Source organism: Kribbella sp. NPDC005582, assembly GCF_040605415.1.
Taxonomy (GTDB): domain Bacteria; phylum Actinomycetota; class Actinomycetes; order Propionibacteriales; family Kribbellaceae; genus Kribbella.
Genome location: NZ_JBEXCU010000004.1, coordinates 20558 through 34820, shown reverse-complemented (window position 1 = coordinate 34820; position 14263 = coordinate 20558). Strand labels below are relative to the sequence as shown.

Here is a 14263-nt window from a genome sequence, read left to right as displayed (position 1 = left end):
TCAGTTGAGTTCTTCGCACACGGCCGTGATCGTCAACCCGATCAAGCAGGTCGACCTCGATACGTTCCGCCGGACCGTCACCGACGCCCTCGAGGCACGAGGCGTCGAGAAGATCTCCTGGTTCGAGACCACCGCCGACGACGCCGGCGCCGCGATGGCGCAGGAGGCGATCGCGGCCGCTGTCGACCTCGTGGTGGTGGCCGGCGGTGACGGGACCGTCCGGGTGGTCTGCGCCGAGCTCGCCGGGAGCGAGATCCCGATCGCCGTCCTGCCGGCCGGCACCGGCAATCTGCTGGCCCGCAACCTCGGCATCTCGCTCGACCTCGAGACCGCGCTGGACGACGTACTGGATGGCACCGAGCAACGCATCGACAGTGTGCTGATCTCCGGCGACCTGCCCGACGACCGGTTCCTGGTGATGGCCGGGGTGGGGCTCGACGCGGCCATCATCGACGACGCCCCGGACGAACTGAAGAAGCGCGTCGGCTGGGCGGCGTACGTGATCTCGACCCTGAAGCACCTCAACCATCCGGTGATCCGGGTCCAGATCACGATCGACGACCGGCCACCGGTTCGGCGCCGGGCCCGCACGGTGGTGATCGGCAACGTCGGCACGCTGCAGGCCAACATCCCGTTGCTGCCCGACGCCCGTGCGGACGACGGGATCATCGACCTCGTCGTCCTGGCGCCGCGCCGGGTCAGCCACTGGCCGCGTCTGGTCCTCGGCCTGGTCGTGAAGCGTTGGCGCGAGCGCCACCTCGAGCGGTTCACCGGCCGCCGGATCCAGCTCAGGACAGACGAGACCGCCCGCCGGGAGCTCGACGGCGACACGATCGACCCCGGCCGTGTGCTGGTCGCCGAGGTCGATCCCGCTTCTGTCCTGGTTCGAGTTCCGGCTACCTGATCTCCAGTACGGCGACCGTCCGGGCCGGCACCTGCACTGTGCCGGTCGCGGCGGTCCACGTCGTTTGCTTCACCACTGGATCAGACCCGTTGGCCTGCACCGGCGACAGTGCTGCCGACTGCCCGGCCAGTCCGGGCACTGTCTGCGTCACAGCTGCACCTGTGGTGTTGAAGACGACCAAAACGCCCTTGAGCGTCGGGTCGATGTTCGGACCGACAGTGTCGTCGATGCGCATCGTCACCACGCCAGGTGTCGAACCACTCAGCGGATAGCTCAGTTTGGCGTTGATCAGCTCCGCCGAACCGAGCCGGAACAGCGGTGTGGAGAAGCGCAGCTTCAACAGATCCGCAGCGGCCGCCGACGCAGTCTGTACGTCGGTTGCGCTGGGCTTCAACGCCGCATTGCCGAGCAGCGGCTTCATGTACGGCCACTTCGCCTCGTTGTCCGTCTTCGGCGGCAGACCGTGCCCGAAGCCGTTGTCGGCGCCGGTCCAGTCGAGCGTGTTGAACCAGTCGCCGGAGTCGTACGAGTTCCGGTCCAGCGACTTGCTGCGCAACATGTCCGCGCCCGCATGCCAGAACGACGGTGTCTGCGCGAGCGCGGTGGTCGCCAGCGACAGCGTGTTCATCCGGACCCGGTCTGCCATCGGCATGCCGGTCGGCAGCTTGTACGTCAGCGTGTCCCAGAGCGTTTCGTTGTCGTGGGCATCGACGTACGTGACCACTTCGTCCGGCTGGTCGGCGTACCCGGCGGGGGAGCCGTTGTAGTCGACGCCGTCACCGCGCACCGTCGCGCCGCTCTCGGCGGAGCGGAAGCTGAACGACCGCAGGTTGCCGGCCAGACCCAGCTGGACCAGATCGGTGTCGTGCGCGAGCCGCTTGGCGCGGTCCGCCGCCGAACCGTTGATCGGGTCACCGTTCGGGTCGCTGGCTGCTCCGGAGCCGAAGCCCTGCACGCGCGGGTTGTCGTCGAACGGACCGCCGCCACGGACCGCGTCGCGGAGCCGGTCGGAGAAGGTGCCGATTCCGGTGCCGCCCAGATTGCCCTGGCGGGCCTGAACGAACAGGGCGTCGTTGGCGACCTCACCGAAGTTCCAGCCCTCGCCGTACAGGTAGATGCGCTTGCCGTCGACACCGTCCTTGGCCAGCGTCAGCTTGTCGAGCGCGGCCCGCACCTTGAGCAGGTTCGCCTTGGTGTGGTGCCCCATCAGGTCGTAGCGGAAGCCGTCGACGCGGTAGTTGCGTGCCCAGCTCACAGTGCCGTCCACCATGATCTTCTCGGCCATGGCGTGCTCGGTCGCGATGTTGCTGCAGCAGGTCGAGGTCTCGACCGCACCGCTCGCGTTCAGTCGCTGGTAGTACCCGGGCACGATCTTGTCCAGCACGGAGGTCGGAGCCTGCCCAGCCGAAGGTGTGTGGTTGAAGACCTGGTCCAGTACGACGCGCAGCCCGGACCGGTGCAGTCCACCGACCATGGTGCGGAACTCGGCGACTCTGGCGAGACCGTCCTTCTGAGTCGCGTAGGAACCCTCCGGTGCGAGCCAGTGCAGCGGGTCATAGCCCCAGTTGAAGCCGTCCTTCGCCGCCACTGCAGTCACACAGGCCTGCTGCTGCTCGGAGTCCGCCGGTAGCGACTTCAGATCGCACGCAGGCGTCTGCTGACCGGTCTCCGGGATCGAGGCGATGTCGAAGGTCGGCAGCAAGTGGACGGTGTTCAGCCCAGCCTCCGCAAGCCGCTTGAGGTGCTTGGTGCCGTTGCCGTTGTCCGCAAAGGCCAGATACGTCCCCCGATGGGCAGCCGGCACAGTCGGGTCGCTGATCGAGAAGTCCCGGACGTGGAGCTCGTAGATCGTCGAGTCGACCGGCTGCGCGAGCTTGGGTGCCGCAGTGTTCGACCACAGCGCAGGCTTGCCCGCAGGATCGTTCAGATCCACCGCGACCGAGTACGCCGAGTCGGTGGTCAGTGCGACCGAGTACGGGTCGGTGACGACGTTCGTCTCCACCTTGCCGGTGCTGGGCGCATATACCTTCACCTCGTACCGGTACGACGCGTTCTTCCACGACCGCGGCCCCCGGACCGACCACGAGCCGTCGTCAGCTCGCTGCATCGGCACACGCTGTGATCCGACCAGTAGCGCGACGCTCTGCGCAGTAGGCGCCCACAACCGGAACGTGGGCAGACCGGAGCGCCAGGTCACGCCGTAGGAGTTGCTGACGGCACTTGCGTACACATCGTCGAGCACACCAGGGATCTGTACGCCGGTTGCATCCAGCAACCGCCCGGCATCGTCGTACTGCGCCAGCCCGAGCTGTCCGGTCAAGATCTTCCGTACGTCGGCCGCGCCGAGGCGCAGCGTCGTGTAGCCCGGCCGTACCTCAACCGGGTCGTAGCGCAGCCCCACCGACGTACCGCCGATGTCGTCCGCGTCGACCTTCAGCCCACCGGTTGTCGACCAGTGCAGCCGCCAGCGAGACCGCTCCGGATGCGCCACCGCCGGTACGGCGAGGGTGTCGCGCGACAACCAGTAGGCCTTGGCCTGACTCAGGTCCGGCTGGGCGCCGGGCTTGGCGGTCGTCACCGTGAGCGTGTGGGTCGCGAGCACGTACGAGAACGTGACGACGAGTCCGTCACCCGGTACGACGATCGGAATGTTCTGTGCCGGGTAGCTCTCGTCCCACGACAGGTTGTGGGCGACCTTCGCCTCATAGCTGCCCGCTCCGATCTCACTCGTCGACCAGGTGTAGGTGCCGTCACCGTCGGCGTCCGTCAGCCAGGGTCGCATGCAGGACGGGTCCCAGTCGCCCGGGCATCCCAGCTCGGACTGGAACGAGCCGGGCACCGTGATGATCGGCCCCTCCGCGGTGGAGGTCACGAAGTGCCGGCCCTGCTCGTAGTAGAACGACATCGGCCCGGCCGGCGCGGTGTACGAGATGTTGCCGCCGTTCTGGTTGCCGCCGGCACCGTAGTTGACGTCCCAGTTCTTGTTCAGTGCCGCCTTGTACGCGTGCTCACCGGCCGGGATCGTGTAGGTGCCCTTCCACACCTTGTCCTTCGGGTCGAGCGTCAGCTGTGCCTGGTCGCAGTCCGGCGACCAGTCCGCCGCACAACCCATCTCACTGTTGTGATCACCAGGCACGCTCACATTGGCCGGCTGGACGACCGGTCCTGTGTCACCACCGCCTCCGGCCTTCGGTGCGTCGCCGACCACGCCGTACGAGCCGGACACCGAGTAGTGACCCGCCGAGTCACGCAGTACGGCGCGGTACTCGAGCAGCGTCCCCTTCGGCACACCGCTGACGTCCTGGAACACCCGGTACGGCGCGTTGTCGTCAGAGCCGAGTCGCTGCCAGGCCGACGTACCGACCGGGCGGTAGCCAAACGTCACAGTGACCGGAGTGTTGGCCGGAACGGCCGCACTGATCTCAGCACGACCACCGACCACGCCACCTGGCTCGGGTGAGCTCAGGTACACAGCCGGTGCCGTCGAAGGCGCCGGCACCCTGCTCAACGCTTCGTAGACAGTCACAGACAGAGGCGGCTGGCTAAGCAGCACTCGCCCTTCACGGTCGGTCCGGGCCAGCTTGGAGCCGCCATAGATCGGCCGCAGCCAGGTGTTCGGCCCGTACGTCGGAATCGTCGCGGACTTGGCCGTGGTCGCGTTGTTGGCGACGACCAGGTACTCGCGGTTGTCCGCACCGACCCGGCTGAACGCGTAGAGGCCTCCGGCGTTCGACGAGTACCGGTGCACCTGCCGTCCGTCCGCCAGAGCCGGGTACTGCGACCGGAGCTTCGCCAGTGCCGCGATGTGCTTGTACATGGGCGCACTGACGTCGTACCGGTCCTTGCTGCCAATCGTCGTCGTACCGGTGCCGTCGACCACCTCGTCGTCGGTGTAGTCCGCTGTCTTGGTAGCGAACATGTCCTGGCGCGCGTCCTTGTCGCCACCCGGACCGGTGAAGCCCTGCTCGTCGCCGTAGTACACAACCGGCTGGCCACGGGTCAGGTACATCAGCGAGTGCGCCAGCTTGTCGCGTGCCAGCAGCTCCGGCCCGTTAGCGCCGCCCTGCTTCAGGAACGTGCCCACACGCCCCATGTCGTGGTTGCCGAGGAACGTCGGCAGTTGGTACGCGTTGGAGTCCGGATCGGTGTAGTAGTCGTCATTCGCGTAGAAGTCGCGGAGCTTCGTGGCCGGGTCACCCTTGGCGAACGTCACCGCGTTCTGCTGGAACCCGAAGTCGAGCGTCGCCTGCAGCGCACCAGCCGTCGTGTACGTCGACATGAACTTCGGGTCCGCGTCGTAGACCTCGCCGAACATGAAGAACTTCTTGGATCCGGCATCGCGCGCCGCCTTCAGTACGGCCGGCGAGAACTTCTGCCAGAACTCGAGGTTGACGTGCTTGACCGTGTCGATCCGGAAGCCGTCGATGCCCAGCTCCGCCCACGTCTTGTAGACGTCGATCATGCCGTCCCGCACCCGGGGCTGCTCGGTGAACAGGTCGTCCAGGCCGACGAAGTCGCCGTACTCCGCGGATTCGCCGGCGAAGGTCGAGTCGCCGCGGTTGTGGTAGAGCGTCGGGTCGTTCAGCCAGGCCGGGACCTTCACGGTCTCGTCGGCCGGTGTCTTGAAGACCGGCACGTTCGGGAACGAGGTGTTGCGGTCCAGCGGCGGGAAGGTGTCACCACCGGCATAGGCCTTGTCGTCGAAGACGTTCCCGGCCGCGTCCTTGTACGGCGAGGTCGACTTCGGGATGTAGCCGTACTGACCGGACTGGTAGGCGATCACATCGGCGGTGTGGTTGGTGATGATGTCGAAGAAGACCTTCATCCCCTTGCCGTGCGCCTGGTCGATCAGCCGCTTCATGTCCGCGTTGGTGCCCAGGTGCGGGTCGATCTGGGTGAAGTCGGTGATCCAGTAGCCGTGGTAGCCCGCACTCACATCGGCGCCCGTACCTTGCACCGGCCGGTTCTTGAACGACGGCGTGAGCCAGATGGACGTCGTACCGAGCGCCTTGATGTAGTCCAGCTTCTGGATCACGCCGGTGAGGTCACCACCGTGGTAGAAGCCCTTGTCGGTCGGGTCCAGGCCGGTCTGCAGCCGGTCGCCGGTCAGACCGCCGGAGTCGTTGCTCTTGTCGCCGTTGGCGAACCGGTCCGCCATCAGGAAGTAGAACCGCTCCTTGGTGAGGTCCTGCCGCAGACTCGGTGACGCCAGCGCCTTGTCGGCCGCTGTCACCGCGGTCCCGGCCAGGTCCACGGGTCGCACCGACACCACATGCGTCTTGTCGTCGTAGCTGAACGACAGCTTCGCGGGGCCTTCGATCCGCAGTGGGATGTTCGGTCCGTTCAGCACGCCGCCCGCGCCGTAGTTCTCGTCCCAGCCGCCGTTGACGGTCACCTTGTACTCGTACGACCCGGCGGGTACGTCGAACACCTTCGTGTACGGCGCCGCCGTACCGAGGCTGCTCGCCGTACAGGCTGGGTCCCAATCGCCCGGACAGCCCAGCTCACTCTGCAGTGAGCCGGCCAGTGTGATCACTCGCTCCGCAGTCACCTGTGCTTGTGCGGGAGCCCCCAGCCCCGTCGCCACCATCGCCGCCGCGGCGAACCCCGCCGCCCATCGCCTCAACCCACGCATCGCAGTCCCCTCCAGTGCCGGTCTCCGGGACGCTAGCCCGCGGTCCTGAGGTGGGGAAGGCTTCGAACGTCACAAAACCGACAGCCCTGATCGAAAGGTTTGCGGTTGGGTCTATACCGGTATTTCCTGGTCGCATCCCCGCCCGCCCTGAAAGGGATGTCCCCATGAAGTTGCGCTGGATACTGGTCGCTGCGCTCGGTGCGAGCCTGCTCACGCCGACCGCTCAGACTCCAACTGCCCAGGCCGTCCGCCCCTCGGCCGGTGGCCTGTCGGTGTGGACGGAGTCGGCCTACACCTCGGTCTTCCGCGACAGTCGGCCGTCCGACGAGTCTGACCAGGAGTTGTTGCTGGACACCGCCCGGAACGACTACGAGGGCGCTCAGATCGTGGTACGCCGGTCCCAGGCGTTCACGATCACCGGTGTCGGCTTCAGCGTACTCAGCGGCCCGGCCGGGTCGATCGACGCGGCGAACCTCAGCTACAACTTCGTCGACTACGAGTCGCTGAACTACAACTCGCCCGTCACCCCGCTGCTGCGGACCGGGGCCGGCCTGTTCCCGGACCGGCTGCGGAACGATCCGACGATCGCGGTCGAGCCCAACAGCACCCAGTCGATCTGGATCCGCGCCTACATCCCGGCCGCGGCCGCCGGTGGGCTGTACACCGGCACTGTCACCGTCCGGACCACGGTCGGCGATATCCAGGTGCCGATCACGGCGAACGTGCGGGATGTCCTGATCCCGCCGACGAAGGACAGCGAGTTCACGAACGTCCTGTGGCACAACATGCTCGGCCCGTCGTCGTGGGACCACGGCGCGGGCGACACCGTCGAGATGTACTACAACGTCAAGCGGTACGACGACCGCTGGTGGCAGATCGTCGACAACTACGCCGCCATGCAGGCCAAGTACCGCGGCAACAGCCTGCAGCTGCCCGTCATCCACCTGCTCCGCGAGGGCGGCAGCGTGGTCGACAGTGCGGGGAACTACCAGTTCAACTGGACGCGCTTCGACCAGGTGGTCGAGCGGATCATGCGGGCCGGGCACATCAAGCGCCTCGAAGGCTTCACGATGAACGGGCCGCACGACGACCCCAGGTCGCCCTGGTACGACCCCAACCGGCCCAAGGGCAAGTTCTTGACCGAGGTGCTCGGGAAGACCGACGCGGGGACGCAGCAGGCCTCTTTCAGCTGGGTGGACTGGGACTCCGCGCCGGCCACGAAGTGGAACGACCAGTTCTTCCCCGCACTGCGCGCGCACTTGATCAGCAAGGGCTGGGACAAGATGTGGTGGCACCACGTCTCCGACGAGTCCGGCAGCCCGACGTGGTTCACCATCGAGCGCATCATCCGCGCTCGCTGGCCTGAGGTGAAGATCGGCGACGCCTTCCTCTGGATGGGCGTGGATCAGGCCAAGGAAGCCGACGTGATGATCCCCATCCTCGACGAGTACGACCGGCACCGCGACGTGTACGACAAGGAACGGGACGACAAGGGCAAGCAGCTCTGGCTGTACAACTGCATCGGTCCGGCCGGGAACTTCCTGAACAGGTTCGTCGACCAGCCGCAATGGCACCAGCGGATGACCATGTGGTACGCCTACTCGCGCGGTGTCACCGGCTACCTGCACTGGGCCTGGATGAACTGGCAGTACAAGATGAACGACCAGGGCGGTAAGGGAGACGGCTACATCGTCCGGCCGGATCCGGCCCGGCTGACCTTCGAGTCCTCGCCCCGCTACGAGTCACTGCGCGACGGCATCGAGGACTGGGAAGTCCTGAACATCCTGGGCAAGCGCAACGCCGGCCTGGCCAAGGAACTCGCGACGAGCATGGCGCAGCGCGGTGACAAGTACGTCATGGACACCACCTTCCAGCAGCGCATCCGGCGGATGGCACTGGACGCGGCGGCGGGGCTCCCGGTGATCGCGCAGGACCACGCACGCGACAAAGCCGCGACCAGCTCGTCGTCTGCAGGCACCGGGTTCGAAGCGAGCAAGGCGGTCGACGGAAACGACGCCACCGGCTGGCGGCCGGAGGTCGGGACGCAGTGGCTCCAGGTGGACCTGCGGAACCAGAGCCGGCTGGACGGTGTCCACCTCAAGTGGTCCGCCGCTGCCGCCGGCAACTACCGCCTGAAGACGTCGTACGACGGCACCAACTGGGTGGATGCCTATTCGACGACCACTGGTGACGGCGGTGACGACTTCATCGGGTTCGTCGGCAAAGCGCGGTACCTGCGACTCGAGGTGACCGGCGGAAGCTCGGCGTACCAGCTGAACTCCCTGGAGGTCTCCGGGCACCGGCTGGGCCAGGCGAACCTGGCGGCCGGCAAGACGTACGGGCTGGTGCCCGCTCCGGACGACCAGCCGGACGAGGGCGGTCGCCAGCTCACCGACGGCCAGATCGGCGACGACTGGTCGGACAAGCGCGGTGTCGGGTGGAAGACGATCAAGAACAGCAACCGCTACACCGACATGACCATCGACCTCGGCTCGGTGCAGCGGGTCGCCGAGGCGAAGGTGCACGCCTACGAGGAGTACCAGCACTACCGCCCGGACGAGCTGAGTGTGCTGACCAGTACGGACGGGACCAACTACACCGTTCGCAAGACGGTCACCGGTATCGACCCGGCCGGGCAGTCGAAGGTCTGGTACGACCTGGCGTTCCCCGCGGTCCAGGCGCGCTGGGTGCGGATCTCGTTCAATCACCGGGGCACGGATCCCGGCACGGTGACCTTGATGGACGAGCTGGAGGTGTACGGCGCCGGCTCGGCCGTCGGACCGGAGGAGCCGCCGGGCTCCGGGGCGTTCGTATGGAAGCACCAGAACCACGTGTTCACACCGGACTTCCAGCACCGGTGGTACTCCCCGGGGATCGGTGTCGAACGGGATGTGTGGCCGGGCGGCCCGGTCGAGGGCAAACCGGTCGGCATCGCCTTCGACAACCAGCAGCACGTCTTCGCGCGCAGCAAGACCAACACCTTGATCAACTCGTCCTGGACCGAAGGACAGACCGCGGTCCAGACAGCTGACCTCGGTGGCGAGGCCTACTCCGATCCGGCACCGGTGGTCTGGGGTAACCAGCGCCACGTGTTCGCTCGCTCGGCGGACGGTGGTCTGACGCACTGGTCGTGGGACGCCGCGAGTGGTCAGCAGCTCAACAGTTGGCCCAAAGCACCCGTACCGATTGCAGGTAAGCCGTCTGCCTTCGCAGCTCGGGACGAGCTGCATGTGGTGGCGCGGGGCACCGACAACCGCTTGTACCACTGGTGGTGGAAGGCCGACGCGCCCGCGCCGCAGGTCGAGGCCTGGGGTGGCGAGGCGTACTCCGACCCGACCACCTTCACCTACGACGGTCAGTTGCATGCGTTCGCCAAGGCAGCCGACGGACAACTGTTCCACTGGTTCGCAGACCCTGGCGACGGGCTCCACACCGACAAGTGGACCGGTGCACCTGCGGGTTTCCAGGGCACTCCGGCCGGCTATCGCTACGGCAACCAGCAGCACGTGGTCGCCAGAGGCGCCGACGGCACCTTGTACCACTGGTGGTGGGACCAGCCGACCGACAAGATCCAGTTCGCGAACTGGGGTGGCAAGGTCCTCTCCGACCCGCTTGCCTCGGTCTACAACAACCAGCAGCACGTCTTCGCCCAGTCGGCCACCGACACCCTGACCCACTGGCAGGCGGACGCAACCGGCGTACCGGTCGTGGACCAGTGGTGAAGCTCCGGCTGCTGCTGGTTGGCGCGTTCGTAGCAAGCCTGTTCACGACAGCTACTCCGGCCACCGCGGCCGGAGAGCTGCCCACCATCACTCCGACACCACAGTCGATCCGGCGGCTCGGAGACGACGTACCGGCCGCTGGGCTCGCCGTACTCAAAGAGACCGGTACGCCGAGTGCGCGCGCCGCCGGGGCGTTGGCCGCCTGGTCGATGCCGACCGCCGCCGGGCTGAAGTCCGGCGGCTATGTCCTGGGCATCGGTACCTACCAGGGGGAGAGGCTGGCGGTCCTGGTCGGCGCAGATCCCGCTGGGACGTTCTATGGTGCGCAGACGCTCGCGCAGCTGACCGCCTCTGCCGCAGTGCCCAGCGTCGCTGTGGTCGACGAGCCGGCGTTCGCGCTGCGCGGCGGCATGGAGTCGTTCTACGGTCAGCCGTGGAAGCAGGCCGACCTGTTGCGGCATCTCGACTTCATGGGCCGCCATCGGTTGAACGCCTTCCAGTACACGGTCAGCGGCGATCCCCACACCGCCGGTGCGGCCTGGCGCCAGCTCTACACCGGTGCGGACGTGGACCGGATCCGGGAGGCGATCGAACGGGCCAAGGCGAACCACGTGGAGTTCATCTACCGGGTCAACCCCGAGGCGAACGTCAAGGAGGAGTACGGCATCTGCCACGTGCGCCAGGTCGACAAGGACGCACTGATCGCCCGCTACCAGCAGCTGTGGGACCTGGGTGAGCGCGTCTTCTCGGTCGGCTGGGATGACGTCGGCGGCAAGTTCCGCTGCCTCGAGGACGCACGTACCTTCATGAGCGATCCCAGTCCGCTGGCGGCGGCGCAGGCACATGTCGTCAACGATGTGTACAACCGGTTCGTCAAGACACACCCCGGCGCCCGGCTCGTCACGGTTCCGACCGACTACTGGGGCAACGCGTCCCAGAAGCCGCCGTACCGGAGCCGGTTCGCGGAGCTGATCCCGACCGACGTGGACATCTTCTGGACGGGGTCGGAGGTGGTCGCACCGAAGATCACCACCGAGGATGCGGCCGCGGCGTCGGCCTCATTCGGCGGCCGGAAGCTGCTGATCTTCGACAACTATCCGGTGAACGACTACGCCCCGATGACGCAACACCTCGGCCCCCTGGTCGGGCGGGACGCCGGACTGACGCAGTACGCGACCGGACTGCTGATCAACGAGATGCAGGAGGCGGAGCCGTCACTGATCGCTCTCGGTACGGCTGGCGAGTTCGCCTGGAACCCCACCGCCTACGACCCGCAAGCAGCCTGGACGCGGATGCTGACCGAACTCGGCGGACCTGTGGCGGACGCCCTCCGCCGGTACGCCGAGGTCAACACGGGCTCCGCCCTGACCAGTGATCCGTCCGCACGACTCAGTCCGCTCGTGCGCGCCTTCATCGACGCCTACCGCGCCGGTCGGGACCTCACCGCGCCAGCGGCGGCGTTGACGGCGTACCTGGATCGTTTGGCAGCCGCCCCGGCGGAGCTGCGAGCGAGCCTCGGCAATGTGTCGTTCGTCTCCGACTCCGAGCCATGGCTGGCCCGGACCGAACGCAGGAGTCGCGCCGGCATCGCCGCGGTTCGAGCGCTCCAGGCCAAGGCCGCCGGTGACATCGGCGGCTACCGGGCTCGGCGCGAGGAGATGCAAGCCGGGCTGAACGAGGCGAACACGTCGTTCCGGCTCGCAGTCCTGGGCAGTCTGGATGACCTGCTCGACCTGGCGGGCGTGGCCCGGGGGAGTGACGTGGTCCGGCGCGACAATGGCGCACTGTCCGTGTTCCAGCGCGCCGGCAACGGTCTGATCAAGAGCGCATCGCAGCGCACAGCGGGCGGCAGCTGGGACCCGCTCGTCAACCTGTGGCCGGTGGACGCAGCAGGCGAGCCAGAGGTGGTCGTACGGCGTGATGGCGGGCTCACTGCGTTCGTGCGCGGAACCGACGGCCGGATCCGGACCAGCCGCCAGACCGCTCCCGGTGGTGACTGGGGCGCCTGGGAGATCGTGGTCGACCTCGTCGTCGGCGGTGACCCGGCTGCGGTGGTTGCGGACGACGGTCTGATCAGTCTGTTCGTCCGCGGCACCGATGGCGTGCCGCTGACCATCTGGCAGCGGGAAGGCAGTTGGCTGGTCGACCGGATCAGTGGAGTCACGATGGTCGGCAAGCCGGCGGTCGACGTCAACCTGGACGGTCTGTTGGTCATGGTGGTGCGGGACACCAACAACAAGCTGCAGAACAGCTGGCAGTGGAGCGTCGGCAGCACCTGGCGCCCATGGGTCCAGCTGCCGGGCTCCATCGCCTCCGACCCGGAGCTGGTGATGGGCTACGCCGGCACGTTCAGTGCGATCTACCGCGGACCGGACGACGCCGTCTATACGAGCTGGCAGCGCACTCGCGGCGCAGAGTTCACCGGACCGGTCCGGCTGGGCGAGATCACGGCCAAGGGCAACCCGCGCGCGCACCTGGACAACACCGGCGGTCTCACACTGACGGTGCGCGGCTCCGACGACCGCGGCTGGACCATGTGGCAGACGGCTCCGGGCGGCGACTGGAAGAACGCTTGGCTGACCGATCAGGTGCGCGTGTACTCCGACGTCCGGATCGTCGACGGTGTGACCGGAGCTGGGACGGCCTTCACGACTGATGCCGACGGCAACCTTGCCACCGCGCACCAGTCCGCGTTCGGAACCGCCTGGACCGGGTGGGACGTGATCAGCTGAACAGCGCAGGCAGCGTCGTCTCGATCGGCGTCCGCAGCACTGTAGTCGCCTCCTCGTCGTACGGCGTCTCCTGCGCGTTGAGGATGATGAGCGGCTTGCCGGCCTTGAGAGCGATGTCACACAGGCCGGCGGCCGGATAGACCTGCAGCGAGGTGCCGATCGCGATGAACACGTCAGCCGCCTCCGTGGCAGCGACTGCGGCCTCCAGCACGGCCACATCGAGCGACTGACCGAACGAGACCGTGGCGGACTTCAGAATGCCGCCACAGACCTCACACGCCGGGTCCTCGTCACCTGCCTCCAGCCGGGGGAGTACGTCGGCCATCGGGATCCGCCGCTCGCATTGCAGGCAGTCGACGAACCAGACCGTGCCGTGCAGCTCGTGAACCAGCTCCGGCGACGACCCGGCCTTTTGATGCAGCCCGTCGATGTTCTGCGTGACCAGACCGGTCAGCCGGCCCTGACGCTCCAGCTCGACCAGTGCGTGGTGACCGGCGTTCGGCTCGGCCGTCCACGCCGGTGCGGCGAGCCGGAACTTCCACGCCTCCACCCGCACCGCCCGGCTGGCGACGTACTCGTCGATGTCGAACATCGCCTGCGCCGCGGGGTTCTTCGTCCACACGCCCTGCGGCCCGCGGAAGTCCGGGATGCCCGAGGCCGTGGAGATGCCTGCGCCCGTCAGTACGGCGATATGTTCGGCGTCGATCACGCTTTGGACTGTAGCCAGTCCGTCGCCAGGACCGACATCACCACCTCGTCGATCCACTCGCCGTCCCACCGCAACGCGTCCCGAAGTACACCCTCGACGACGAACCCGGCCTTCTCGTAGGCCCGCTGCGCGCGCGGGTTGAACGCGTACACGCCGAGGCTGATCCGGTGCAGGCCGAGCTCCTCGATCCCGTAGCCGACGATCAGCCGGGTGGCCTCAGTGCCGAGCCCGCGACCCTGACCCTCCGGCCCGATCAGGATCCGGAAGTTGCAGCACTCGTTGTCGGGGTCCCAGTCGTTGAGCACCGCCTCGCCGACGACCCGCCCCGACGCTTTGTCGACGATCGCCAGGTCCAGCCGGTCGGGCTGGTCCTGCCGCGTCCGGTACCACTCGCGCGCCTTCTCCTCGCCGATCTCGCCGTGACTGCCGGTGAGCCGAGCCACATCCGGGTCATCCATCGCCACCGCGAGTGCGGGGTAGTCGTCCTCGGTCACCGGCCGCAGTACGACGAGCTCACCGGTCAGTGTCGGCTTGAACGAGAAGTCATTCACCCGGCGGAGT

6 protein-coding genes are annotated in these 14263 nt (G+C 67.3%); 3 read left to right on the top strand and 3 right to left on the bottom strand.

Annotated elements, in window-relative coordinates; genetic code table 11:
* Positions 1 to 4: 4 nt before the first annotated feature.
* Complete coding sequence (locus tag ABZS29_RS23395) at positions 5 to 904, top strand: diacylglycerol kinase family protein (protein ID WP_355464488.1); 900 nt, start codon at positions 5 to 7, stop codon at positions 902 to 904.
* Here ABZS29_RS23395 and pulA read toward each other — a convergent pair.
* Positions 897 to 6539: a pullulanase-type alpha-1,6-glucosidase gene (gene pulA / locus ABZS29_RS23390; RefSeq protein ID WP_355464486.1), complete on the bottom strand. Its 5643-nt coding sequence runs from the start codon at positions 6537 to 6539 to the stop codon at positions 897 to 899. The genes ABZS29_RS23395 and pulA overlap by 8 nt on opposite strands.
* 164 nt (positions 6540 to 6703) lie before the next feature.
* Here pulA and ABZS29_RS23385 point away from each other — a divergent pair, with 164 nt between their 5' ends.
* Positions 6704 to 10261, top strand: a complete 3558-nt coding sequence (locus tag ABZS29_RS23385) for a glycoside hydrolase domain-containing protein (protein WP_355464484.1) — start codon at positions 6704 to 6706, stop codon at positions 10259 to 10261.
* A complete protein-coding gene (locus tag ABZS29_RS23380) occupies positions 10258 to 12993 on the top strand; it encodes a beta-N-acetylglucosaminidase domain-containing protein (protein ID WP_355464482.1) in 2736 nt (911 codons plus the stop codon). Before ABZS29_RS23385 ends, ABZS29_RS23380 begins: the two co-directional genes overlap by 4 nt.
* Here the strand turns inward: ABZS29_RS23380 and ABZS29_RS23375 are convergent.
* A complete protein-coding gene (locus ABZS29_RS23375; RefSeq protein WP_355464480.1) occupies positions 12986 to 13702 on the bottom strand; it encodes a Sir2 family NAD-dependent protein deacetylase in 717 nt (238 codons plus the stop codon). The genes ABZS29_RS23380 and ABZS29_RS23375 overlap by 8 nt on opposite strands.
* Positions 13699 to 14253 carry a GNAT family protein gene (locus ABZS29_RS23370; RefSeq protein WP_355464478.1) on the bottom strand — a complete coding sequence of 185 codons (555 nt, stop codon included), beginning with the start codon at positions 14251 to 14253 and terminating at the stop codon, positions 13699 to 13701. Before ABZS29_RS23370 ends, ABZS29_RS23375 begins: the two co-directional genes overlap by 4 nt.
* Positions 14254 to 14263: the final 10 nt, after the last annotated feature.